Genomic DNA, 23,398 nt, shown 5'->3' on the forward strand with positions numbered 1-23,398 from the left:
CTGCGCAATCGGGCGTGCGCACCGGGTGCCCGCCGGGTCTGACCCCGCGTGGTCGGCCCGACCATGAACCCGACCACGGCAGCTAGACGGCTGCGTTGCCGGATCGTGACCGATGGTCGGGGCTGGTGGCCGCCAGCTTGGTCGGGGTCGGCCGGTGAGCTGGCGGCATGGCACACACGCCCGCCTCCACGCCCAGGCTCACCGGCTGCCCCACCTCGGCGAGTCCGGTGCGCCGTCCTGGCTACCGCGCGCAGCCGGCGTCGGGGGCACGGCGGTGAGCCGCTTCGGGGCGGGGATCCGCCGGGGTGTGATGGCCGGTGATCAGTTCACCCAGATCGCCAACGCGCTGTTCCGCGACGCCCAGCTGTCGTTCAAAGCCAAGGGGATCTTCGGGTACGTCAGTACGCACCGGAGCGGCTGGCAGGTGACGATCGCCGACCTCGTCCGCCTGGGCCCGGACGGACGGGAAGCGGTCCGCACCGCCCTGAAGGAGCTGGAGGCGCACGGCTACCTGATCCGTGAGCGCCTGCGTCGCCCGGACGGCACCCTCGGCGAGATCGTCTACTGCATCACCGACCGCCCGGCCACCCTGGACATCGCGCTGATCGAAGCCGACGTGGTGGTCACGGCCCCCGAGACCGAGGCGGCCGGCCGCTTCGGGGCGGGGATCCGCCGGGGGGTGATGGCCGGCGATCAGTTCACCCAGATCGCCAACGCGTTGTTCCGCGACGCCCAGTTGTCCTTCAAGGCCAAGGGCCTGTTCGGACTGCTCTCCACGCACCGGGAGGGCTGGCGGATGACCGTCACCGACATCGCCCGCCGGGGCCGCGACGGCGAGTCAGCCGTCAAGAGCGGGCTGAAGGAACTGGAGAAGCACGGCTTCCTCGTCCGCGAACGCGAGCGCGACCTGGACGGCACCCTCGGTGCGGCCGCGTACTTCATCACCGATCTGCCCGCCCTGCAAAACACCAGGTCCGGGCCAGAGTCGGGTTTTCCACCATTGGATGACCCTACGTTGGCTGATCGGTCCACTAAGAACACCAACAGTAAGAAGACCACTCAGCAGAAGACCAGACCCCTCCCTCCCGGCGCCTGCGCACCACGACCGCGCCGCGCGGCGCCGTCGGCGCCGCGGACGGCCCCGACCGCATCGGAGCCCGCGGACCTCGAACCGGGCGTTCGCCTGCTGCTGGCGATCGGCGCACGGCGCCCCGAGCTGCTGCTGACCGACCAGGTCCTCACCGAGCAGGGCCGGACCGTCACCGCGATGCTGGACGCCGGCTGGACGCGCGAGCAGCTCGAGCACGTCATCAGCGGCCGCCCTCTGCCACAGCCGGTCCGCACCACCGTCGGCGCGATCATCGCCGCCCGCCTGCGCGCCGCCCAGGCATACCCACCGCCCGCCACGGTCGCCGATCACCACGACATGCCCGTGTGGCGTGACATGCCGCCGCGATCGGCGAGGTCCGCGGCCGCGCGCACGGTGAGCGAGGCCCTGACCTACCGGGCCCTCGTCGAATGCGCCGGCTGCGGCAGGCCCGGCACCGCCCCCGGCGAGGACCTCTGCCCGGCCTGCCTCGGCTGGTCGCCGTGCCGCACCTGCCCCGGCCCCACCGCCCGCCGGGCTCACCCCGACGGCGACGGCCGCTGCACCACATGCGCCTCAGCCCTGATCGATCCTCTGGAAGCGAGCACTTCATGACGGACACGCTCCACACACCGCGCACGGCACCCCAGCAGCCTCTCCGTCCCTTCGCCCGCGATCCGCGACGGTGGGAGGAAGAACGATCCCGCGCGCTGCTGACCGGCCACGTCTGCCGCGACACCGCGTGCACCGGCACGTGCGAGCCCGTGCTCGTGTGCGAGCGCACCGGGTGGGGCTGGCTGACCTGGACCGTGCCCGGTGACGGCACTCTGCCCGACCTCCCTCGACAGATCGGGGTGCTCACCCCGGGCGCGACGATGACACAACGGCTGGCCGTGCGCTGGCTGACCAGGCGCCCCGCCCTGACCAGTACAAGCCCCGCATCCCTGCGGCTCTCCGCGGTTCTCGTGGCCGTCATCAGCCTCTTCGCCGCCCTGTTCGCCCTCAACCGCGGCATCCCCACCGACCTCGTGCTGCCGGCGATGCTGCTTGCCCCGCTGCTCACCGAGCACCTGCCCGACCGGCTCGACGACCGGGCCCGCGAACACGTCCGCAGCGTCGAAGGAGACGCCGCCTGCCAGTACCTCCAGCGCCTCGCTGCCCTGCACACCTACATCGTCCAGGCTGCCGCTGGCAGGGACCGCTACGACCTGCGCCGGGCGGCCGAGATCGGCCACCACCTGTTGTGGGACGCCGCCGACCTGCTCCAGAACCAGGACACCCGCTCGGCCTCGACTCGCCTTAGCGACCGGGAACGGCTGATGGTCCAGCTCGCCGACCAAGTCGCCCAGACCGTGGAGCGCACCCGCGCCGAGCTGGCTTCCGGCGAGGCCGACCAGCCCCACGGTGGCGACGGCCCGTTGGGCCCGCTCCCGCCCGGCTTCGAACCAGCGACACGGCCAACACCTTCACCCGCACCCGACACTTCACCGCTGAAGGGATTCCGACCCATGACGCAAACCCAGGCCGACGACGCCGTCCGCACCACGGACGTCTACCTGCTCTTCGCCCACGAGCCGTACTACCCTGGCGATGGCGCACGGGAGATCAACACCACCGTGGTCGCCGCCGCCTCCCTGCTCCACCCCCAGGTGCAACAGCCCGACGGCGCCCGGATTCACGAACGCCTCACCCGGAGACGCAAGCCGGGCGAGATCATCCCGCTCTCGACCCTCACCCACGAACTGGGCGGCGGCGCCGACTGGCCGAAGGTCGGCGATTGGGAGAAGGTCACCACCGACCTCCTGCAGCTCGTCCACGCCAGGGAGTGCGACGCCCTCAGCCTCGGCCTCCCCGAGATCGCGCGCGCCCTCATCATCGCCGGGCCGAACAACCACGTGCGCGCCTACGACACCGCAGCCGACCAGTCGACCACTTACGGGCCGACGGACCGCGCCGCCGTCCTGGCCGAGGTCACCAAGTTCCTCACCGGCCTCGTAGCCGAGCAGGACCTCTGGCCGGGCGATGGCCTGCTGCCCCCGCGCTTCCACCAGGCGTAAAAGCCCGGTTCTGACCCCTGGCCCGGCGGCAATGTCGGTGCGCTGCGCCAGTTATCACGTTCAACCCTGCGTCGTCGGCTGCGAATGCCGCCCGAAGACAAGCTCAGAGGCCGTGTCACAACGGTTGCGTCCATGGAGATGGTGTACGGGTTCGACCTGATCCGGGGGTTTGCTCCGGCATTGGGGATGGTGCCCGCATAGATGAACGGCCACCGGCTGATCTTCGAAGTGAGATCACCGAGTGGCCGTCAACACACCACTCCCGCGGACGTGACCGCGGTGGCAGTACTTGGGGCGATTCCTCATCGCTCTGGTGGCTGGCGAGGATGGCCCCGACCTCATCATCCGCATCGACCATTGCAATCGAACATCCAGAACAAACCGCAGTCGGAGGGAATAACGGTGCAACCTCCGCGCAAGCAGTAGTAGCCGCCGGCGCAGCAAACGCAGTCCTGGGTTGAACAATCACAATAGGCAGACGGGCCCCGGATTGCTGGCGGGTCAGCAGGACCGATACGCATGGCCATAGCTTCAGCTTCCTGCAAACCTAGTGTCTCCTTGGCCCGCTTACTGAGTCTGCGCATCTCCTCGGTGTGATCGCCGGGTGACACGAAGACGCGAGCAGCGAGGGCGGAAACATCATCCATGACCTGGAGTTGAGCGGCTGTCGCGTGGGGGTGATCTCGGCGGTAGTGATCGATGTTCCTGAGCCAGACCGCGGTTCGTTCCTCGGGGGACAGGGCTTTTACGATTGCCTTCCGGTAAGGGACTGTGTGCCGGACGATCTCCTCGTACGTGCGCGGCAGACGGTCCATGTTTGCTGTAACCCAGGCGTCGGCCGCGGTACGTTTCGATTGGGCGAAGGCGGGAGTCCGACCGGTCAGGGTCAGCCCAATTGCGACGCCCAAGCCACCACTCAGCTGAAGGAATCGCTTGCGCCCCATTTCGGGGCCAGATGCCTCTGAAGGCTTCCCACTGGTTCCCTGGCGTTGTCTTCCCAGTGCTCGCAGCACCCGTACCGTCACCTGGGGACCGAGATGCCTGGCCAGTGTGAATGACATGGCGGTGCCTGTCCAGGCTTTTACTTTGTCGCCGTTCACTCGCAGCAATGTAGGCGCCCATTTCGGGTCCGCGCCCATTCTCCTGTGTCGCCAACGCTGGACGTCGTCATGTTCCAGTGGCATCACCTCAAGCTTCCCGGCGCTTGCCTCTGACACAGATGCGGAGATGGCAGAGCATGTATTACATGCCCCGTCGAAGGCTAGAACCCATCGCGTCTGATCTAATTGAGGTTTCATTCTCTCCCTGTTCTGCTTGCAGGAACTTCACTAAGTGAGGGACAGTGATTTTCTGGTCAGCGTTGTTCTCATGCATTCGATGGCCCATCAGCGGCGTCCTAGCCTCGGTCTTGCGTTTTTCAATTCCCTGCAGAGTCATGATGGACAGGCCGGTGGCTTGACAATCGCGTCGGGTGGTCGCAGGTTCCACTGTTCCGGGGCAGGACCTGTTGCGGTGCCGCCGACTACGCTTTCCGGCGGCACCGCGACAGGCGTCGGAGAGCATGGCGACTTCCCGGCAGCGGTAGATGAAGGACTTAGCGCTGACGCCCCAGAATCTATGCAGGTCGGCGAGCGTGCCAGGTCAAGGCGGCGCAGCAGGGGGCGATCCTCGTGGAGGGGGTGAGGAACTCCTTAGCGAACGCGTCGGCCTGGCTCCTGCCGGCGTCGCAGTGCGGTACGAGGGAGCCCAACGGGACTACCTGGAGCGCCACACAAGGCAGGCCACTACGCCAGGCTGCCTCACCTTTTTAGTATTCCCACTCCGACCAAATATCGCTGGCGTATTCCAAATTCGGACACGTAGCCCTAGACCTGCTGGTGCTACCCACCCATGGTCCTGTCACCACGTGGTCGCCGGTTCGGGGGTTGAGACAGTAGACCTTTACTCGGTGAGAAATGCCCCATGAGCCAGAAATGCAGCGAGACTCGCCTGTGACCTGATTGACCCGATAGCCCGAGCAAGGTGCGGCAGCTGAAGGGGCGGAAGCCGACGACGGGAGCACAGCTGCTTGTGCCGCGGCGGGGGCGCAGAGGGCTACGATCGCAGCGGCGCCAGTAGCGGCGGCTGCTAGGCGTATGCGCATCAGATCTTCTCCTATGCATCGTGTTGCGGGATTCGCTTATCAGGGCAGGCTTGCAACGCCCCGAAGGCAGAGGCTGATGACAAGCCGTAAGGCTGGCTGGCGCCCACGGCCGGGGCAACGGCCATCGGTTGTCCCGGACAGACATGGGCTGTCCGGGCAGGTCAGGGCCTTGTCTGAATCGTGTCCCGGACAGCCGGGCATGGCGGATTCCGCCGTTGTCCCTCCTGCCAAAGCCACAGCAAGATGACGTTCATGGGGAACCTGGGGGAGTTGTCGCCGTACGAAGCCCGAGACGCTGCCGGTTTCATCCAGTCGATGCAGCAGCTCAAGGAGCGTTCAGGGCTGACCTATCGCGAATTGGAGGAGCAGGCCGCCCGAAACGGCGACGTGCTGGCGCGCAGCACGCTGGCCGACATCCTCAGACGGACAAGCCTGCCGCGACCCGACCTGCTGGCCGCATTCGTCCGCGCCTGCGGGGACGGCGAGCGGGTCGACGCCTGGCTGGACGCCAGGGACCGGATCGCCACCACACACACGACTGCCGCGCCTGTCCCTGCGCCCGACTTCGAAACCGATGCTCATCCGCAAGCCGAAGCGGCTGCGATCGTGCGGCCCCGCCGGACCAGGACCCGCACAGCCGCCGCCGCGACCGCGCTCCCGCTCCTGGCCCTGGCCGCCTGGGGATTGCTCCCCGGCGACTCCGACGAGCCAAAGACACCGGCTTCTCCCGCCGACGGCTGGGTCACCATCCACCCCGTCCGCACGCCCGATCTCTGCCTGACCGACGGACGCGACCGCGACGGCGCCTACGACAGCGCCGTAGCCGTCCAACTCCCCTGTGCCCAGGCCCCCGTGCCGCGCACCTACCTCGAACCGACAGGTGCGGGGCTCTACCGCATCCAGTGGCACCATCCCCAGCTGGGAAAGGGATGCCTGACGGTCATGGGCGAGGACCAGCTCAAAGGCATGCTCGAACCCCGCCGGAACTGTGCGCAGGGCACCCTCTTCCGCCTGGAACCCACTGCCGGGACCTTCCGGCTGCGTCCGGCCACCAGCAGCGGGTGCATCGGCATCGTCGACAACGACACCACTGCGGGCGCCGAGGCGATCGAGGAACGCTGCACCGGCGCGGCGGATCAGCGTTTCCTGGTCCGGGCGGGCTGATAGCCCCGTGCACCTGAGCCTTCGCAGGCGGCGACCCTGCCCCTGTCCTGGCCGCACGGGCGGCTCCTTCAACGACACTGAGAGGCGAGTCGTCGCACGAGGCAATGAGTGGTGTGCATCGTGAAGTCGCAGGTCGCGGGTCTGGTGTGCGTGACGAGTGGGGTACTCGTGCTGGTCGGCGGCCGATGACCACGACCTAGATCATCGGGCATGTCCGGTTCAGGCGGGATGCTGGGTTCGACTGCGACCACCACCGGCCCCCGCAGGGGGCCGGCGTGTTCCTGCTGTGCGGGGAAGGTTCCCGCATCTTCGGTAGTCACGTGCTCACCCCTCCGTCGCCGTCTGCAGGTGTATACCGGCGTATCCAGGCCCAGTTGGACCGCTGGGCGTCGCCGCGGGCCCGGAGCTGGTCCGCCGCCTCATACGTGAATTGGGCCTGGTGCCCTGCCAGCCGCGGCCGAGGAGGTTCGGCCTCACGCAGGCCGCAGCCGGCCAGGTGCCGGACCTCGTCGGCCACGACTTCACGGCGGATGCGTCCGGCGCAAAGCTCGTCAGACAGGATCCGGACAGGATCCGGACAAGGCGAGTGACCAGGCCGGACAGAGTGTCAGCTGTCCGGGACAGAAAACTCTGATTGCGCCGCCTGGCATTCCCCCGTCAGTCTTTGTCTCGCTGTCCGGTCCGCATGTCCCCCGCTTCCATCCGCACACGGAGCGGCCGGGCCGACTATCCGAGCGACTGCCCGAATACCAGACTGGAGAAGGTCGTTGCGAGCCCTCCAGGGCTTATGACAACCCGATCATGGGAAAACGGGCGATCTGAAACCGTTACGACCCAGAAGAGGGGAATGCCTATGCGTGCGCGCAGTGTTGGTCGCCGTCTAGCCACCGTCTGTGTTTCTGCTGCTGCTCTCACACTCGTGATCAGTAGTGCGCCGGCCAACGCAGCCGACGACTACAACCAGGCTGTGCCAGGCTCACCGCCGTCGGGCATGAGCTGTTACTCCAACTCCTACCTGGATGCCTGCTTCAAGAAGTACGGCGATCAGCTGTGGGTGAGAAACCACAGCGCCAGTTCGCCCGCCTACATGCAGTGGGAGAACTGGTTGTACATGACCAACGGCGGGTGGGAACTGTACCGCCAAGGCAACTGCACGACTACGCAACTCAATGTCGGGCAGTGGGGTGTGTGCAACAAAGACTTCTACGAGAACACCACCGAACGGTGGGACGGTACCGGCAGTATGCTGCGGTGGCGCATCATCTCTGGGGCTTCCATCTCGTCCTGGGGCCCGTATTACCTGAACGATCAGTAATCTGGAGTCGCCCGCCGGGGACGAGGCCCGTGGCCCTGGAACCACCTTTCCAGGGCCACGCCGCATGTCGGTGCAAACCTGGGTGAACCATCATCGTTTTCTCTTCATCCGCCGATAGGTGCGATGGCCTAATCGAACTCGGGAAGACCTTCGGCGGCCCCGAGGGCTGGTACGTGAAACGCGTCTCGGGGAACGCCCGGCGTCTGGTCGGCCAGTGGCCCACCGCGGAGCAGTTCGTCGACGAATTGGCCCAGCGTCTCGGCCAAGCAGCGGATGACGAGCCGGATGAGGAGCGCCCGTCCCGACTGCGAGAGCTGGCAAGTTCAGCTGGGGACGTGGCCCGCAACGTCTTCGTCGACGTGGGGCTGTCCCGAGTCGACGCCGAATCTTTGGCGTGGTTCGGACTCGGTGTTGTGCGTCCAGTCAGGCGATCGGAGAGGGACCCCGTACTGCTCATAGCCCGATGGCTGACTTGGGTCCCATGTAGGAACCGGCTCCCGGGATCCATCCCGGCACAGCTTGACGCATAGCTCGCTGAATCCGATGCCGGTCAGGGAGTCGAGCGGGACCAACTCGAGTGCGTGGATCGGCCGGGTGTCAGTGCCTTCGTAGACCGGGCATCAGGGTGGGGCGTCAAGAGTCGGGTTCCTCGACGACTCGGACGGCGGCAGCGCGGTCGCCGAACATGGCCCGCGGCTGGGTGCGGAACAGCCATCCAGAGCAGGGAGGGCGCTGGTGTCGCCGATGGCGACCGGGGTTCGCCGTGGCCAGCGCTCCCCCTCAGTCGGTGCCGCTCCGCCCCGCAAGATGGGGCGGCTGTCTCCTTCAGGCGCCCAACCAACGCACCCACATTGTCAGGGCCTACCTGCGACGCGCCTGTGTTGTCAGTTATCAACTGACCGTCGATGCGAGACCAGCGTTTGCCGGAACGGTCGGCGAAGCGCAGGCGGACAGATCGGACGACGAGCGTTGCTTCCTTGGGAAGCTCGTTGAGTTCGTGCCCCCCGGCGTTGTCGGTTCTGGGAAGCACCATTCTCAGTTGACGGGCTTCGACTGTCTTCACAGTGCAGGGGGGAACACTCGTCAGTTTGATCTCGTAGGACAGGGAGTCGATGTCGCCTCCGTGTTCACCGTGCACATCCAGAGCGAAGTAGAGGGTCACAGTGGTGACGGGGTCTGCCGAACGATTCATCACGCTCACGCGCGGTTGCTCACCTTGAGGTGCCTCGTCCCAGGCGGCCACCTGAACAGCCTGGGCTTTCGCCTGCTGATCGGCGGCCTTCTCTGACTGTTCAAGCTGATCACTAGCCACCACCGCGCTGAAGTACGTGGCAACGCCCGTGAACGCCAGGCTGCCGATCGCAGTGATCGCGCCCGAGACGGCCCCAACGTGCACCCATGGCACGCGCCGCCTCCACCTGCCGACGCGCTCCGCCACGCGCCGCCACCACCTATTTCGCGCCGATCGCGGTTCCGGCTCAGGCCGAGACTCCGGCTGGGGCTCCGGCTCGGTGTCAGGCTGGGGCTGGAGTGGCTCCTGTCGCACCCGCGCTCGTACCCGGTCCGGCGTGGTGCGACGGCGGGCCAGTCGTAGCCTGACCCGCCGTTGTTCCTCGTTGGTCATTCGCCCCCCTGTGTCCTCAGAGCCCTAGACGCTGACACAGCACACATGGATCCCACAGCTCACTTTGCCAATACGGCGCCCTTACGCCGCGGCCGTGCCGTTCGCTGGTCTGGCGGTACCCTCCTGTTCCGCAGGGGGACGTGATTACCGACCTTGAATGCGTGATGTCGTCATGGCGGGGTGGGGCGAAGTCCGGTGCCGGTGAGGCAGCCGTCGAGTGCGTCGCTGCGGTATTGGAGTAGGCGTAGGCCCTGCCGGACAGCGGCGATGAGGTCCTCCGGGTCGGCGAACGCGCGGTTGGCCAGTGTCGTCCGGCGGAGGATGGACCAGATTCCTTCGACTGGGTTGAGGTCAGGCGCATAGGCAGGCAGCTGGTAGACGGTGAGCCAGTCGCGCTCGGCGATGTAGCGGCGCATCCCCGCTGTCAGGTGCGTGTTGAGGTTGTCCCACACCAGCACGATCGGGCCACCGAGCTGGTGGTGAGCGGCCTGGACGAGATCGCGGTAGTCGGTCCAGGCGAAGCTCTTGCGTCCGTCCGGCCGGGTGTCGGGGCGGGGTCGGTAGATCAGCCGGGACGCCCGCCCGGGTTTGTAGCAGGCCAGGGCGGCGACCGATAAGCGGCGGCGGGAACGGCCACGGACCCGCACGATCGGCGTGTGCCCGCGTCGGGACCAGGTGCGGGTGGTGGGCGGCGTCATCGAGAAGCCGGCCTCGTCCTCGAACACGAGCCAGGCGTCGAGCGCCGCCGCGGTCATTCCACGCGCGGCCAGGTCTCTTTCACCCAGCCGGCCACCGCTTCCTCGTCCCGCTCAAGCGCCCGGCGGGCGGGGACCTGGCAGGTCCAGCCGTGCCGCTTGAGCAGGGCCGCGACGCCCTGGACCGTGTAGCTCTTGTGGAACCGGCGCCCGATCAGGGTCTTGATGCGCGACAGAGTCCAGGTCTGGTCCGGCCAGCCATGCGCGACCGGTCCCTTGTCCAACTCACGTTCCAGCACCACGAACAGTTCGTCGCTCAGCAGCGGCAGCGACGCCGGGCCCTTCGACGCCAGTGCTCGCGGACCTTCTTCGGCCCACGCTTTCCGCCAGCGTTGCACCGAGCGGACGGTGACCCGCAGATCACGGGCGACGACGGCATTGTCGTCACCCCGGACGAAGCGTTCGGCGGCCTCTCTCCGTAACCGCTCACGAAACGCCCGACGTTCAGCGGTCAGCCCGCCACCCTGCGCGTACCTCATAAAGACGGCATACCGCTGGGATCACCAGCCGTCAGCCCTCACGACACCACGCTTTCAAGGTCAGTAGACGTGATTACAGGTCGGTCCATGGGCGAGGTTCGCCCCCGGTCAATGGCACCCACACGGACCCGGACGGGCCGCGCTCCTCGATGTCGTCCAGCATGCAGGCGCCAAGTGGGACTTCGCGGGAGAGGGCTGCAACGAGCGGGTGTTGGGCGACCATCGCCTTCAGGTCGCTGATCCGGTGTTCCAGCCTGGTGCGGGAGGCGCCGGTGAGGATGAAGAGCACGCGGGGAAAGACGGGGTACCAGCGGAGCCATGCCGGGCCGGTGGTGGTCGGCCTGCGGCGGCCGACGGGCTGCGCTTCGTACTGGAACAGCCTGGCGTACTCGATCAGCTTCACGGCCAGGCGCTCGCTGCTCATGGTGGTGCGATCGACTTCCACGAACGCGCGCAGCTTCCGTCGGTGTTCGCCGTCGACGACGGTGTAGTGCATGACGGCGTCAGCCACAAGCCGCTCGCCCTCACCGATGGAGTGAGCAACCTCAGGGGTCCAGTCCCACGGGCCGTGCTCATGCCCGAGCCGACGGGCTTCTGCCGCGAAGGGCAGGTGGGCGCGCACGACCGTGAGCGTGTGCGGTGTCTTCAGCGACGCTGCGGTTGTCGAGGTGATGGGGTACGGCGGCCGCCCCCGCAGGATGGGGAGATCGCGGGTCAGACGCGCCCCCTCCGGGGTGAGGTACCAGGCGTGCGTACGCGACCGGTCCGAGTCCGGCAGCGGGGTGAGGTCGACGAAGCCCGTGGAACGCAGCTTGTTCAGCCCGCGGGAGACCAGTTGGCGGGAACTGTCCGGCCGCAGCATCTGGCGCAACTGGCCGGTCGTGGCCATGCGGTGCAGGGCGAGCGCGGTCAGGACTTGCAGACGCAGCGGTTCAGCGGGGCTGGGGGCCAACTCGGCGGCCGCAGCAGCACCTGATGTGGGACGGGTCATGGAGAAGAGGCAACCCTCAGCCCTCGACCCAACCCCCGACCACGAGACCCCGACCACGGTCACAACACAGGAACACTCTCGTGGTCGGGGCTCCACAGCCCTGACCACGCGACTGCGCGAGCGCTCAGGAGGACCCGCGATCGTGTCAGAGCTCAACGACAGGTGCTGGAAGATGAGCGATGGCCGGTCCGCATTGCTGCTGCGGGGCGTGGTGGCGAACCACGCCATGCCGGCCATCGTGCGACACCCGGCCCGCAAGGGACCAACTCCCAAAACCAGGCGCCGCGTTCATGGGGCGGTGCGCGGAGGTCCGCTCACCGCCGGGTACTACTTCTTGGACCGCTGGGCGGCCTGCTGGAGGATGCGCCGGCGCGTCCACCGCCGACGTCCGTTCTGGCGCCCGGCATTCTCGGCAACCCCGTCCGTGGTCTTCAGCAGCGGAAGGTTGCCCTGGGACAGGCTGCTAGAGAAGGAGCCGACGCTCTTGTACCCCAGCAGCGCGGCCGCCTGGCTCGCCCCCAGCAGCTCGTCGGGATCACCGTCGGCGGAGACCTCGGGCAGGGGCGGCGCCTGCTTGGCTCCGGCTCGCCTTCCGCGGCCGGGCCGGCTGGCCATCCACTCCTGCAGGGTCGCCACCTTCCAGAGCTGCCGGCGGTAGGGGTTCTCGGCCGTGCCCATCTCTTCGATGGCGTCCGGCTCGGGGAAGTAACCGGGGTGGTCGCGCACGAAGGTGGTGACCTGGTTGGGGTTCTTGTAGCCGAGGAACCTCGAGGCGTCCGCCGCGTTCAGCAGCTCCTCCGGATCACGGGCGGGCGGCTTGTGCCCCTGGAGGCGTGCCGGCGCGCGGTGGGCGAACCACTTCGTGACCGCCGCGTGGTCCCACAGACGGGCGCGGCCGCGCATGTCGACAGGCTCCGGGAACGTCATGCCGACCGAGTTCTCCGCACGCTCGGTGTAGAGGCCGGTGATCCTCGCGGAAGTCAGGCCGTGTTCAGCCGCGATCTCGGCAGCGTCGGCCAGGCGAGGCACACGGCGCGAGGTCATGGCAGAACCGTCCGTCCTGTCAGCAGCGAGCCGGCCTGCCCGGCGCGCAAAACAAATAATGGCAGGAGTTCGGGTTGGGGGTCCAGTACGCGGACCAAGGGTTCTCCCTGACGGCCCGCCTCACGGACCACGGCTACTCCTCGGGGATCAGGCAGACACCCCGGCGTGCGGCGGCCTCGGCCATCTCCGTGTACGCCATGGCGGCCGGCGTCATCTCCCACTCGACCAGGGCCAGCAGCAGGATCACCTCGTCGCGGCCCTGCGAGGCATCACATGGCATGCCGGCGGTGTCCGCGGCGGACATCAGGTCCGCGGTGGCCAGCCCGTCGAGACGTGCTGCCACTTCCCGGTGCAGATCCTGCAGGCCCTGTTGGTACAGCTCGTTCGCCTCGCCCAGGAGCAGCACCAGGTCCTCGCCGTGGCTGGCCGGTGCCGCAGCAGCGAGGTCGAGGATGCGCTGGGTCGTCGTCATCGTCATTGAGTATCCCTCCCCGGATGGGGGTGAGCGCCGGCCTGGTGGTTCAGCTGCAGCCATCGCACCCGGCGGCGCTGTGCAGGAGCTCGCCCGGCCCGGTACGGGCCTTGGAGTCCCATGTGGGCGGCTTGCGCAGGGCAGCGTGGACGTCGCGCTCCATCCGCTCGAAGTCCTCGGTCTCCTCAACCTCGACGCCAGGGTCCGGGGCGTCGCGCCGACGGGACAGCGCGATGAGCTCGGCCATGGTGATGTTCGGATTGAACGGCACCTGGCGGACGCGTTCGACCAGCGCGCACAGCTCGGCGAGCCGCGGGCGGCGCCCGACGGTCAGCAGCAGATCGCGGTGGTTGGCCAGGGTGCAGGCCGAGCACGAACAGCGACTGGAACCACGCCGGTCCTTGGCGCCGGGGTACGAGTCGTAGCACCAGTGGTAGGGCAGCCCCGCACTGATCGTGCATTCCCAGACCTCCTCGGTGCTCACCTGGTGGGCGGGCAGCCACTCGTCGACGACCCGGGCCGAGTTGTCGGTCGTACGGCGCCACACCTCCCGATTGCGCCGGTCCGGGCTCTCCTCGGCCCGCATCCCGAGCACGTTGGCGAACATCAGCGGGCCGTCCGTCTCTTTCCTGAGCGCGCGGACCTGCGGGGTGAGCGCCTGGTACACCATCCTCGTCTTCCACGGGCCCGTGCACGTGCGGGCACGGCCGAGCCAGGGCCAGTCGCCCCGCTCCGCGATGACGCTGAGAAGTGGACCAAAGAGGCTGGTTCAACCCGAGCTGACTACGCTGCCGAGATTTCCCGTCGCAGCACTGCCGCCCCGATTTAGGAGGAGGATCGCGGCCCATTGGTCGCTCCCCTCCATAACCGAGATGAGTTGGCGCCCTAATGGGCGCGGAACTGATAAGGAATGGAGCCAAATAGGCTCATTTCGATGAAGCCGTCACTTCGGAGCTCGGGGATTATCGAGGGATCACGCAAGAATTCGCCCGTCGCCTCCCGGAAGTCCTCTTTGCGGTTCTTGATTTTTTTCGCCCTTTTCAAAGTAAAAAGGGTCAGAGCTGCACCCACGGACGCGCCAGTCCCATAACCAAGCAGATGTGCGCTATCCGGAATTGCCTGACTTAGTTCATTTACCCTGGCGGCGATAGTTCCGACCGCTCCAGGGATGGGAACCCGAGTGAGCTGACCTTTCGGCGTCTCCCACAGCCAGCTTACTCTTTGATGATCCCATTCCGTTAGAAACTCGCCCGTACTCACCTCCAGAGAGTCCCTGAATTCTTGCATGGCTCGGTCGATGCGAAATGCGGCAGAATCGCTCTCTTCTTGGCTGTGCTTTTGGAGGTCTCTGAGGAATTTCTGATGCTCCGACCTGCGGCGTATTTTGGAGATTTCATCTGCGCCTAGAAGTGCTGCTATCTCATGAATGTTACGTTCCTCGTCAAGGCGTCTCGGAGATTTCTCCTCGAACGGCTCCAGTAGTTCCATCTTCCCGTCGGAAGGTCGATGCCGCCATGGAGTGTGTGTGCCGTAGAGCCGGTCAACGCTTCGTCCGTAAGCCGCAGGAAAGGTTGGAGGCAGTCCCATTCCTTTAGCCATAGTGCCCAGGGATGCGATAGTCATGTATACGCGAATTTGTTGCGCCAGTGCCACTTGATCAGGCCTGACGAGGCTGTCGCGAACGTACTCCCAAAATTCGGTTTGCCGTATAGACCCAATGTGGCGCTCTTCAATTTTCCGGCTGACGATATCGATCATTTCAGTTGCTACTTGCTCGGGTACGCCAAGGGATACCCAGTACTCCGGTTTCAGGAGATATTCGTCCCCTATCGCTCGCATCTTGTCGCGAGTGTCAGTACGGATGATTTGCGGATTGAGACTGTCTAGGAGGGCTGCCGATTCTCGTATCCTTTCCTTCTCCATCTCGGCGACGAAGTGGCGCCTCTCTATTACTATCTCGGCGACTTCCGCATAGTTATTGGCCTCCGCCCGCAGGGCGGTCACTATCAGCCCATCGCGGAACAGTTGTTGATAGCCAGAGCCGTAGCGCTCATCGCGAAGAAGGGTGAACATTGAAGGGCTCACCAACATACTTGTGTCTGCGAGAAACAGGCGGCGATGCAGAAGAAGATTATGGTTGATATTCGCGCGCAAGCGGGATGTTCGCTTCTCGCCTGGTGGTTCCAGAAGTTGGTATGCTTCGTCGCCGGCGGCCCAATAGGTATCGGGGTACTCGGGAGGATTGCTTATCTCACGGAGTTCCATCCTGTGCCCCCAAGATGCTGCGGAGCGATGGTTGAAGAACGAGAACGGCTTCCTCGAAAGAGTGAGAGTGCCTTCTTAGTCAGTCTACGGAAGCTGACCCTGTGTTGTCGCGGCATCCGACAGTCCTGGATCCCTGTGTAGCCGCCATGGTGCGCTATCCGCAGGGCGGCGCGAGGTACGTTTACGCCTGTCTCATCAGGGCCGCGACGGCCTCGCCGGTTCTGCCCGGTCCGTGGTCGACGAACCCATCGGCGGGTGGTGCCGTAGGTCTCCTTCCAGGTCGAGGGTGGCGTCCTGCTTGTCCGAGTGCGCGACGACCAGCACTCCGCCTAGGTCCACGGTTACCCGCCCGTCGGCGTCCGGAGCCCGACCCCGACCTGCAGCCAACTACCAGATGTGGCCGCGGACTTCGGCCCGAGCGGCTCGCATCACGGTCAGTGCCTTCCCGCCGACGGTGGCGAGGGTGTCGATCAGGCGGGAGACCGCCGGGTCGGAGGCCACCGGTCCGAACACGGCCGGCTCGGGCCGCAGCAGCGCGACGTCGGCGAGGCAGTCCCCGCCGAGCGCGACCGCCAGGTCCAGGTCCAGGAGGACCTTGCCCGGGTCGTGGACGGCTAAGCAAGATGTCTGTAGGTCTGGGGGCATGCAACTTGAAGGTGCGAAACATACCATCAAGGGATGAGTGGGAACTTTCTAGAAGAGACTCTGCACTCGATCGCCCAACGCATGAAGGAAGACTTCCAGCTATCTGGAGGATTCAGTCATAACACGGGAAAGGGGACTGCCCGCGAAGGCGTCTTCCATGACTTCACGGAGAGCTACCTGCCGGGCCACCTTCGCGCCTTCCACAACGCCGAGATCATCTCAGTCGACGGCAAAAGGTCAGGTCAGTGCGACATCCTCATTTGCGACCGAAGCACGCCGCCTTTGCTCGACATGAACAACTACCGGATCGTGCCGAACGAGTGCGTATACGGACTCATCGAAGTCAAGTCCTTCCTTGACGGCAAGCAACTGGTCCAGGACTGCGAAAAGATCAAGAAGGCTAAGGCCCTCAAAAAATCCGCATACCAGAAGAGCCCAGGCGCCCAGAACCGACTGATGCCAGCCGACTTCAAGCCCTTCCCGACGGTCGGCATGATCTTCGCCTTCGACAGCATCGCACCAGAGACTCTCGGCACCCACTTCGCTGAGTGGTGCGACGATCACGATCCTGCAGAGCGGCCCGACGCCATCTGGCTTCTCAACAAGGGTTACCTCGGTTGGGTCAGCCCTGACGGGCAGGCTCTCCGGCCATCCCGACAAGGAACGAACCTTCACCTGGTCGATCCGATGCCACAGGGCGACATCATTTTCCCCCTCACGATCTACATGAACGCTGCCTTCGCTTCTGCCTGGATGCCACCGTTCGAGCTCTTGGACTACGCCTCCGGCAACCTGGGAGAAAGCCGCAAATACTGGGGCGAGCAGGAAGAGGGAGAAGGCATTCCGGGCGCAACGGGCGACTAGCACCTGTCGCATCTCGCAGAAGGCCCCCCACCCTCCATTCCGCAAGATTCAATAGCCGGGATTACCGATATCGGCCAGGAGCCGGGTTTCGGGCCACTCGCTGCCGGCTGCCATGTAGAGGACGGCGGTACGGTCGAGGTCGATCCCGTGGGCCTCCGGGGCGGTGAGCATCTTGGTGATGTAGGCCGTGCTGTCGGCGCCGGCACCCCAGTTGATGACGGTGTCCAGGTTGTCGTCGGAGCTGAGGCCGGGCAGCGGCGGCGTGTAGGTCGGACGGGGCATGGCGGCTCTCACTCCTCGAGGGGCCGGCCGGTCAGCCGCTGGGCGGAGACGATGAGCAGGAGGTCGTCGGCGGGCCACGGATCGCAGGACTCCCAGGGATCGCCCTGGGACAGCACCACCACCTCGCCGGGTTCCGTGACGAGGCAGCACACGCCGCAGCCGCACGACGGGTCGAAAGGCTCGGGGTGGGCGATGTAGGGGGTGTTGAAGTAGTCGGCTCCCTGCTCCCCGACCGCGGCCAGGAGCAGGTCGCCGTCCGCGACGTCGCCGGCGCGGGCCACACGCGCGTGGGGCAGAGCGAGCGGGAGACGGGGGTCCGGGCTGTTCACGGCGAGCTGCCCGTCGATGAGGCGGGCGTTGCCGCTGGAGCGGACATCGCCGGTGGCGGGCGCGGCGAGCAGGGGCCGGTGGAGGTCGACGGCCGTCTCGGCCGCGTACATCGCCTCGACGTGGTCCAGGGCCTCGACGAGGATCACTGCCCGGGCGAGCGCCGCCAGCACGACGGCGCTGGCCTTCAGCGTCGCGCCGCTGGCTGCTGTGCCGGGCCGGTAGAGGCTGACCGCCGCGCCGCCGCCGTCGAGGACGGAGCGCAGCAGCGGGGCGTGCGCGTGGGGGTGGGTGCCGTCCAGGCCGCGCGGCAGGACGGTGAGGGATGCCCGGCCCGCCTCGGCGGCGGCCTGGTGGGCGGTGGAGTCGACGCCGTAGGCGAGCGTGGCGGTGACCGTGTGACCGGCCTCGGCGAGGGCGGTGGCGAAGTCGTGCGCGCGGGTGACGGCCTGCTCGGTGGGGACCCGGTTGCCGGTCACGACGACGGCATTGCCGGTCGGCCGCGGCAGTCGCTCGCGGCCGCGGACCCACAGGCCCAGCGGGCAGGCAGGCCCCAGGTCGGCGAGGGCGGTGGGCCACTCCTCGTCCGAAGGGATGACGAACGGGCAGGTCAGCTCTGCTTGGGCGAGCTCCTCGCGCGGCCGGTAGGAGGCAAGGAGCCCGTTGCCGTCGTCGCGGACGCGCCGGTCCCACGCCTCGGCCGGTATGTACTTATCGAGGTCGGCGGCGAGTTGGCCGGGGGCGAAGTGGGCAGCGAGCGCGGCGCGTGTGGCTCGTTCGGACACGGCGCGTGCGGGCATGGGCGGCCGGCCTTTCGGGCAGGGCGCGGCACTGGCAGGCGAACCGGTGCCGCGCCGGGGCGGGCGAAGGGAGAAGGGACCAGCGGCCGACGGGAAGGGGAGTGCCGTCGGCGGCTGCCGTGGACGGGCCGGGCTAGGACCAGTTGGCGGACGGCTTCTGCTCCCACCAGGCGGGCGGGCCGCCCGGCCCGGTGGCCGGTCGGGACGCGGCGGCGGGCTGAGGCGCCGGCGGTGCCGTGTACCTGCGGGCGGCGATCGGACTGGGCAGGCTGGTCTCGGTGTAGGCGATGCGCTTGCGCAGGCTGATGCCGAGGTCGTCGATGCTCAGGTAGAGAGAGTCGTCCTTGACCCCGGTGATGCGCCCCTTGACCAGGACGTTGACCCCGTCGGCGAGCGACTCGGCGGCGTTGCTGGCCAGGTCCCGCCAGGCGGTGCAGATGTAGGGAATCGGGTCCAGATCACGCCACTTCTGCGCGGCGGCATCCCACTGCGTGGGGGTCTCGGTGAGACGGAACCGGCAGACAGCAATGCCGTCTTGGGTGAACCGGACTTCCACGCCACCGGCGATGGTGCCGGTCACGTGCGTGACGGACGGGGCCATGCGAACACCTCCTGTTCAAAATAATAGTGTTTCTCGGGGGATGGTCAACCCCCCTGCCGGCACTTACCGCCGCCGGAGAGAGCGGTACGGCGGGTGAGGTGCCGGAAGCGGGCTTTCCACCCGGTCGGCGGCGCTGGGGCCGGCGGCGGGGTGAGGTTGTCGAACACCGTGGCGTCCTCGATCTCCACCAGCAGCGGCACCGTGCCGTCGGCCCGGACCAGCTGCTCGTCGGTGGTGTCCAGATGAACGGAGACCCGTACGGCCCCGCGGTCGGCGTCGAGGTAGACGAACACGAGGATGCCCGCGATCTCCATGCAGGGCAGGCCCTCGTCGTCAGGCCCCCGCATCGCGTGGAACACCGCCGCGCTGTTCGCCTCCGCGCACTCCTCGGCGTCCGAGAGGCTGGGATTTCGGGGCGCGATCACGCAGCGGGAGATGTCCGCGTCGTACAGCGTGTAGCCCTCGATGTCCTCCCTCGACTCGTAGAACAGGTCCACGGCCGTACGGTCGTCGGCGGGCGGACGGAACGGGACGCCGTCCTCGCCCGCCACGTCGTCCCAGGCATTGCGCACGTGCTGCGCCAGCGAGGCAAGGGCGGAAGCCTCGTCAGACCAGAGCGTGACATCGTCGCTGTGCCGGTCCCACTGGCGCAGCACCCACGCGCGGCCTGTCACCTGCGGGGCGAGGTTCTCGTCGACGGCGAAGCTGAAGCGGCTCAGCCACCCTTCGAGGATGCTGACGGTGTCCGCCCCCGGCCATTCGCCGGTGCGCTCCTGGAGGCCGTCCATCAGGTCGGCCAGGTCGATGATGGCCCCGCCTGCGGGCGTGGCCGGGTCCGGTTTGATCGGCATGGCGGTTTCCTTCCGTGTGGAACGGGGCGGTCAGGACCCGTCCATCAGGGCGTTCCAGAGGTCCATCAGGTGTTGCTGGTCGGGGGTGAGAGTCGCGGTGCGCAGCACGCGCTGGCGCAGGACAGGCACGTCGAGGCTGATGCCGGAGGGCACATCGGGCCGCTCGGGCAGCGTGACCAGCTGGTAGTTCCGGGTGTGGATCATCCAGGCCTCGTACCGGTCGGCAGGGCTTCCGCTGCGGGCGGTGGGGCCCTCGCCCGTCGTGCGCGACAGGCAGAGGCAGGAGGGATCGGTGCAGGGCCGTCCGGCGGGGTGGCTGGCCAGGACCGGGCTGCGGCGGTAGTGCGTGGCGGTGCCGTTCAGCATCGGGCAGTGGTCGGCGGTGTACGGCAGGCACTCGGGGTGCAGTGCCGGTTCCGGGGAGCGTCCCTTGAGGACGTCGGCCGGGCGGACGAGCAGGAAGCACCGTTCGTCCAGCGGGTGTTCGCAGATCTGGCACAGGCGGCGCCGGAAGGCGTTGATGGTCTTGTCGGCGTCGAGGACACCGAAGGCCGCGTGGCCGTCGTTGATCAGGGTCACGTACGGCACCACCAGCCCGCCCGCCAGCGGCCGGTGGGCACAGCGTTGGGGTATCGCGTGCATGGGTCAGTTCCTTCGGATCGCGGGAGTGCGCGGCGGGGCCCGGGCGCCCGGCGTCAGTTGCTGGCCGGTGGGGGAGGGTCGGCGGGGCCGCCGGCCAGGAGCGCTTCCCAGTGGGCGTAGCGGCATTCGGTGGCGTCGTGCAGGCGCAGGTGCAGCCAGCTGAGGTTGTCTCCGGCCCGGATGACGGCCTCGGCCCCGATGGCGGCGGCCCGGGGGTAGATGGTGCCGTCGTCGGGGTCGACCAGGACGACGATCAGTCCCCGGCGGTGCGGCACGTGGCGGAGCGTGAAGTCGCTGTAGCTGCGGTCGTCCAGGAGCACGAGCGGGGCACGCCGGTACTCCTCGGCGCTGAAAAGGGGCGACGGCAGATGCAGGCGGGGGACCGGGCACGTCCGCAGGCCGACCGGATCGTCGTCGGTGCTGTCGCTGATGACCAGCACCGGGGCCTGCGGTCCTTCCCTGGGGGCTAGTGCTGGGGCGGACATGGCGGTGACACATCGCTTTCGTGAATACCGAGACCAGAAAAGGGCCCCGGGCAAAGGGGAGTTGGCGGCCTGCGGGCGAGGGGCGTCCGGATGCGGGCGCCCCCGCCCGTGGGCGTTCGCTCAGCCGAGCGGGAAGAGCACCAGCGCGGGGACGGCGGTGTCGGGGATGCGGTCCGCGTACAACTCGCGCAGGTCCTCGTCCTCCTTCAGCTCTTCCGGCATCGGGTAGACGTCGCCCAGGCGGTCGGTGTGGGTCGGCGCGTACCGGGAGCGGGTGTAGTAGGAGAAGGGCGAGAAGAGGTTGCCCTCGGCGTCCTGGGAGAGCACGACGAGCGTGTCTCCGGGCAGGTGCTTCCAGTCTGTCCGGACCAGGTCGCGCAGCACGGCGAGGGTCACGGGGCTGTCCGGGGCGTCGCTGTCCGGCCCGGGGGAGGGTGCCTGCTGGTCAGTCATGACGGCCTTTCACGTGCGGGCCGGGCTGGGAGGGGCCCGGCCGGTTGATCGGCGGGTGGCGGGCGCCGCCCCGATGCCGGGGCGGCGCCGTCAGGCCCGGTCAGTCGTCCTCGATCTCGTCCAGGCAGGCGACGGGGATGCCGCTGCCCGGGAGCCGGAAGCGCGTCATGTCCTCGGGGATGCGGTACTTGGTGTTGCGCGGGTCGCGGCGCAGGATGCGGGTGGATTCCTCGTCCAGCAGGAAGCCCGCCCGGGTGCCGGTGCGGTTGCGCTCCTGCACGGTGCCGGTGAGACCGCGCAGCAGGGCCGGGCGCAGCGACTCGTTGATGCGGGCCCGGCGTCCGGCCACGAGTCCGGCGAACGCCTCCTTGTCGATCGCGCGGAGCCGCCTCGCGGAGGCCTCCTGGACCTTCGAGACCTTGATCGCATCCGGCAACTGGCCGATGAAGTCGAGGACTTCGTCCATGGTGACGGTCATGCTGGTTCGCCTCTCTGTGACGCGGGGATGGGGGAACCGGCCGGGCAGGGGCGTGCCCGGCCGGAGCTTGCGGGGAGGTTCGGTCAGGCGGCGGGGGCGGGCCGGTGGCGGGCGACCGCCTCGTCCTCGACCTCGGACAGCCGGTAGCTGCCGTTGTCGTCCTGACCGAGCGCTTCGAGGAGCAGCAGGTAGCGGGCCTGCCGCACGGTGAGGTTCGACCACGTCTTGGGCTCGCGGATGTCGTACTCGCAGGCGGCGGCGACGTGCGCGAACAGCGCGTTGACGACGCGTGCCTTGGGCAGCTGCACCGCCGTATCCGTCAGGTCCGCGTGCTCGGGCTCCTTGATGCCCAGGAAGCGGGCGACGGTCTCGGACTCGTGCTTGTCGGTCCAGGAGCTGTAGAAGTACGGGAGGGTGAGCACGACCTCCTGCGCGAAGACGCGGGCCGCATCCGGCAGGGTCTTCTGGCGCACCAGGCGGGCGACGAAGTCCTGACGGGGACCGGCGGCGGCCTTCCAGGCCCGGTTGCAGGCGATGACCTTGCGGCGCTCCTCCGCCCTGGCCTCGTCCTCCTCCGTCCTGGGCTTCTTCGGCTGCGGGCGGACCTTGTGACCGTGCGCGGCAGGGTCGGAGCAGTGCCACACGGGCTGGTGCTCGTCATCGAGCCGGGCGCTGTGGCCGGGGCAGTTCCTGTGGTTGTCCTCGGTGAGCGGATTGCCCAGCCCGGTGGTCAGCTCGACCAGCGGCTTGGACGTGTCCTTCTGCCCCCACCCCGGCTGCCCCAGCAGCGGGATGTCCGCCGTCTTGAGGGCTTCCTCGGCCTTGGTCCGGGCGTCGTCGTCGGCCTGCTCGGCCTTGAGCAGCGCCATCTCCTGGTCCCAGTGGCCGCGCCCGCCGTTGCCCTCCTCACGGTCGCGCTCCAGCGCGCGCAGCAAACGGCGCTCCGCGCCGCGCACGTTCTCGACCTCCGCCAGCTGGGCGATCTGCTCCAGGTCCATGCCTCCGGCCGTTGCCCGGCGAAGGGTGGCGTCGTCGAGCTTCTGCGCCGCCTTGGCCTGCTTGGCGGCGTTCCGGCCGACGCCGAGAGCCCTGGTGGCCCGGCGGCGCTCGACGTCGCTCATGTCGATCAGGGCCAGCTCCTGCGACTTCAGGATGTCGCGCTCGCTCATCTCCTCGCGGTGCGTGTTCTCGACCAGGGACAGGAACCGGGTCCAGCCGTCCTTGCCAACCAGGTCTTCCCGCACGTGCGCCTTGATCCTGCGCACCTGGCGGCCGTCCTGTTCGGCGGTGTCGTTGGCGATCTGCTGTGCCTGCGCGCGCCGCCAGCCCTTGAAAGCGCCGTACGTGCCGTCGGGCCGGGGCCGGACACTGATGGCCTCCTCGACACCGATCTCCTTGACGGAGGCGATCAGCTCCTCGTCCGGTTCGGTGTCGGTTTCGCGGGCGTTCTGCTCGTCACGCACCACCTGCGCCGGGTCGAGCAGGACGATCTGCGGCGCGTCTTCCTCCTCGTGCGTGACGGGTTCGGTGGGCTGGGTCGAGACGGCGGTGGCCATGGGGCTCTCCTTCTCCTT

21 protein-coding genes and 1 pseudogene are annotated in these 23,398 nt (G+C 67.7%); 5 read left to right on the forward strand and 17 right to left on the reverse strand.

What is annotated here, in order from left to right; translation table 11 throughout:
• Nucleotides 1–274: 274 nt before the first annotated feature.
• Both OG828_RS49185 and OG828_RS49190 read left to right on the forward strand, forming a co-directional pair.
• The gene (locus tag OG828_RS49185; protein ID WP_328504767.1) at nt 275–1,702 is read left to right on the forward strand and encodes a hypothetical protein; all 1,428 of its coding nucleotides are present in this window, start codon (nt 275–277) and stop codon (nt 1,700–1,702) included.
• Nucleotides 1,699–3,144, forward strand: coding sequence for a hypothetical protein (locus OG828_RS49190; RefSeq protein ID WP_328499623.1), 1,446 nt, complete (start codon nt 1,699–1,701; stop codon nt 3,142–3,144). Before OG828_RS49185 ends, OG828_RS49190 begins: the two co-directional genes overlap by 4 nt.
• 341 nt (nt 3,145–3,485) lie before the next feature.
• On the opposite strand, the gene OG828_RS49845 is transcribed toward OG828_RS49190, so the two are convergent.
• A complete protein-coding gene (locus OG828_RS49845; RefSeq protein ID WP_443062486.1) occupies nt 3,486–4,442 on the reverse strand; it encodes a bacteriocin fulvocin C-related protein in 957 nt (318 codons plus the stop codon).
• A 1,097-nt stretch (nt 4,443–5,539) separates the two neighbouring features.
• On the opposite strand from OG828_RS49845, the gene OG828_RS49195 reads away from it, so the two are divergent.
• Entirely contained in the window at nt 5,540–6,451 is a 912-nt protein-coding gene (locus tag OG828_RS49195; RefSeq protein WP_328499622.1) for a helix-turn-helix transcriptional regulator, read from the forward strand.
• A 919-nt stretch (nt 6,452–7,370) separates the two neighbouring features.
• On the forward strand, nt 7,371–7,766 hold the full coding sequence (locus tag OG828_RS49205; RefSeq protein WP_328499621.1) for a hypothetical protein: 396 nt from the start codon (nt 7,371–7,373) through the stop codon (nt 7,764–7,766).
• Nucleotides 7,767–9,560: 1,794 nt separating this feature from the next.
• On the opposite strand, the gene OG828_RS49850 is transcribed toward OG828_RS49205, so the two are convergent.
• The 7 genes and pseudogenes from OG828_RS49850 to OG828_RS49245 form a co-directional block, all read right to left on the reverse strand.
• Nucleotides 9,561–10,624, reverse strand: a protein-coding gene (locus OG828_RS49850; protein WP_443062357.1) for an IS630 family transposase whose coding sequence is annotated in 2 segments (ribosomal slippage) — nt 9,561–10,178 and nt 10,181–10,624 — 1,062 coding nt in all. Because the reading frame shifts where the segments join, the coding sequence is not laid out codon by codon here.
• A 73-nt stretch (nt 10,625–10,697) separates the two neighbouring features.
• Nucleotides 10,698–11,615 (reverse strand): replication-relaxation family protein, encoded by a 918-nt coding sequence (locus OG828_RS49220; RefSeq protein ID WP_328499620.1) that lies wholly within the window; start codon nt 11,613–11,615, stop codon nt 10,698–10,700.
• 327 nt (nt 11,616–11,942) lie between these two features.
• Complete coding sequence (locus OG828_RS49225; RefSeq protein WP_328499619.1) at nt 11,943–12,659, reverse strand: hypothetical protein; 717 nt, start codon at nt 12,657–12,659, stop codon at nt 11,943–11,945.
• A gap of 133 nt (nt 12,660–12,792) precedes the next feature.
• Nucleotides 12,793–13,131 carry a hypothetical protein gene (locus OG828_RS49230; RefSeq protein ID WP_328499618.1) on the reverse strand — a complete coding sequence of 113 codons (339 nt, stop codon included), beginning with the start codon at nt 13,129–13,131 and terminating at the stop codon, nt 12,793–12,795.
• 49 nt (nt 13,132–13,180) lie between these two features.
• Entirely contained in the window at nt 13,181–13,801 is a 621-nt protein-coding gene (locus tag OG828_RS49235; RefSeq protein ID WP_328499617.1) for a hypothetical protein, read from the reverse strand.
• 215 nt (nt 13,802–14,016) lie between these two features.
• Nucleotides 14,017–15,396 carry a hypothetical protein gene (locus OG828_RS49240; protein ID WP_328499616.1) on the reverse strand — a complete coding sequence of 460 codons (1,380 nt, stop codon included), beginning with the start codon at nt 15,394–15,396 and terminating at the stop codon, nt 14,017–14,019.
• A 190-nt stretch (nt 15,397–15,586) separates the two neighbouring features.
• Nucleotides 15,587–16,011: pseudogene (locus tag OG828_RS49245) on the reverse strand (transposase); the annotation flags it as partial.
• A gap of 63 nt (nt 16,012–16,074) precedes the next feature.
• Here OG828_RS49245 and OG828_RS49250 point away from each other — a divergent pair.
• Nucleotides 16,075–16,905 carry a DUF6602 domain-containing protein gene (locus OG828_RS49250; protein ID WP_328499615.1) on the forward strand — a complete coding sequence of 277 codons (831 nt, stop codon included), beginning with the start codon at nt 16,075–16,077 and terminating at the stop codon, nt 16,903–16,905.
• 48 nt (nt 16,906–16,953) lie between these two features.
• Here the strand turns inward: OG828_RS49250 and OG828_RS49255 are convergent, their stop codons facing one another.
• The 9 genes from OG828_RS49255 to OG828_RS49295 all read right to left on the reverse strand — a co-directional run bounded on the left by OG828_RS49255 (nt 16,954) and on the right by OG828_RS49295 (nt 23,380).
• Entirely contained in the window at nt 16,954–17,187 is a 234-nt protein-coding gene (locus OG828_RS49255) for a hypothetical protein (RefSeq protein ID WP_328499614.1), read from the reverse strand.
• 8 nt (nt 17,188–17,195) lie between these two features.
• Complete coding sequence (locus OG828_RS49260) at nt 17,196–18,314, reverse strand: DNA-processing protein DprA (RefSeq protein WP_328499613.1); 1,119 nt, start codon at nt 18,312–18,314, stop codon at nt 17,196–17,198.
• A gap of 133 nt (nt 18,315–18,447) precedes the next feature.
• Nucleotides 18,448–18,915: a single-stranded DNA-binding protein gene (locus tag OG828_RS49265; protein WP_328499612.1), complete on the reverse strand. Its 468-nt coding sequence runs from the start codon at nt 18,913–18,915 to the stop codon at nt 18,448–18,450.
• Nucleotides 18,916–18,959: 44 nt separating this feature from the next.
• Nucleotides 18,960–19,766: a hypothetical protein gene (locus OG828_RS49270; protein ID WP_328499611.1), complete on the reverse strand. Its 807-nt coding sequence runs from the start codon at nt 19,764–19,766 to the stop codon at nt 18,960–18,962.
• A 30-nt stretch (nt 19,767–19,796) separates the two neighbouring features.
• The gene (locus OG828_RS49275) at nt 19,797–20,408 is read right to left on the reverse strand and encodes a cell envelope biogenesis protein OmpA (RefSeq protein ID WP_328499610.1); all 612 of its coding nucleotides are present in this window, start codon (nt 20,406–20,408) and stop codon (nt 19,797–19,799) included.
• Between the two features lie 53 nt (nt 20,409–20,461).
• Nucleotides 20,462–20,893, reverse strand: a complete 432-nt coding sequence (locus tag OG828_RS49280; RefSeq protein ID WP_328499609.1) for a hypothetical protein — start codon at nt 20,891–20,893, stop codon at nt 20,462–20,464.
• Nucleotides 20,894–21,013: 120 nt separating this feature from the next.
• Entirely contained in the window at nt 21,014–21,346 is a 333-nt protein-coding gene (locus OG828_RS49285; RefSeq protein WP_328499608.1) for a hypothetical protein, read from the reverse strand.
• Between the two features lie 100 nt (nt 21,347–21,446).
• Complete coding sequence (locus tag OG828_RS49290) at nt 21,447–21,824, reverse strand: hypothetical protein (RefSeq protein WP_328499607.1); 378 nt, start codon at nt 21,822–21,824, stop codon at nt 21,447–21,449.
• 83 nt (nt 21,825–21,907) lie between these two features.
• Nucleotides 21,908–23,380: a ParB/RepB/Spo0J family partition protein gene (locus tag OG828_RS49295; RefSeq protein WP_328499606.1), complete on the reverse strand. Its 1,473-nt coding sequence runs from the start codon at nt 23,378–23,380 to the stop codon at nt 21,908–21,910.
• Nucleotides 23,381–23,398: the final 18 nt, after the last annotated feature.

The organism is Streptomyces sp. NBC_00457, assembly GCF_036014015.1.
Lineage (GTDB): Bacteria > Actinomycetota > Actinomycetes > Streptomycetales > Streptomycetaceae > Streptomyces.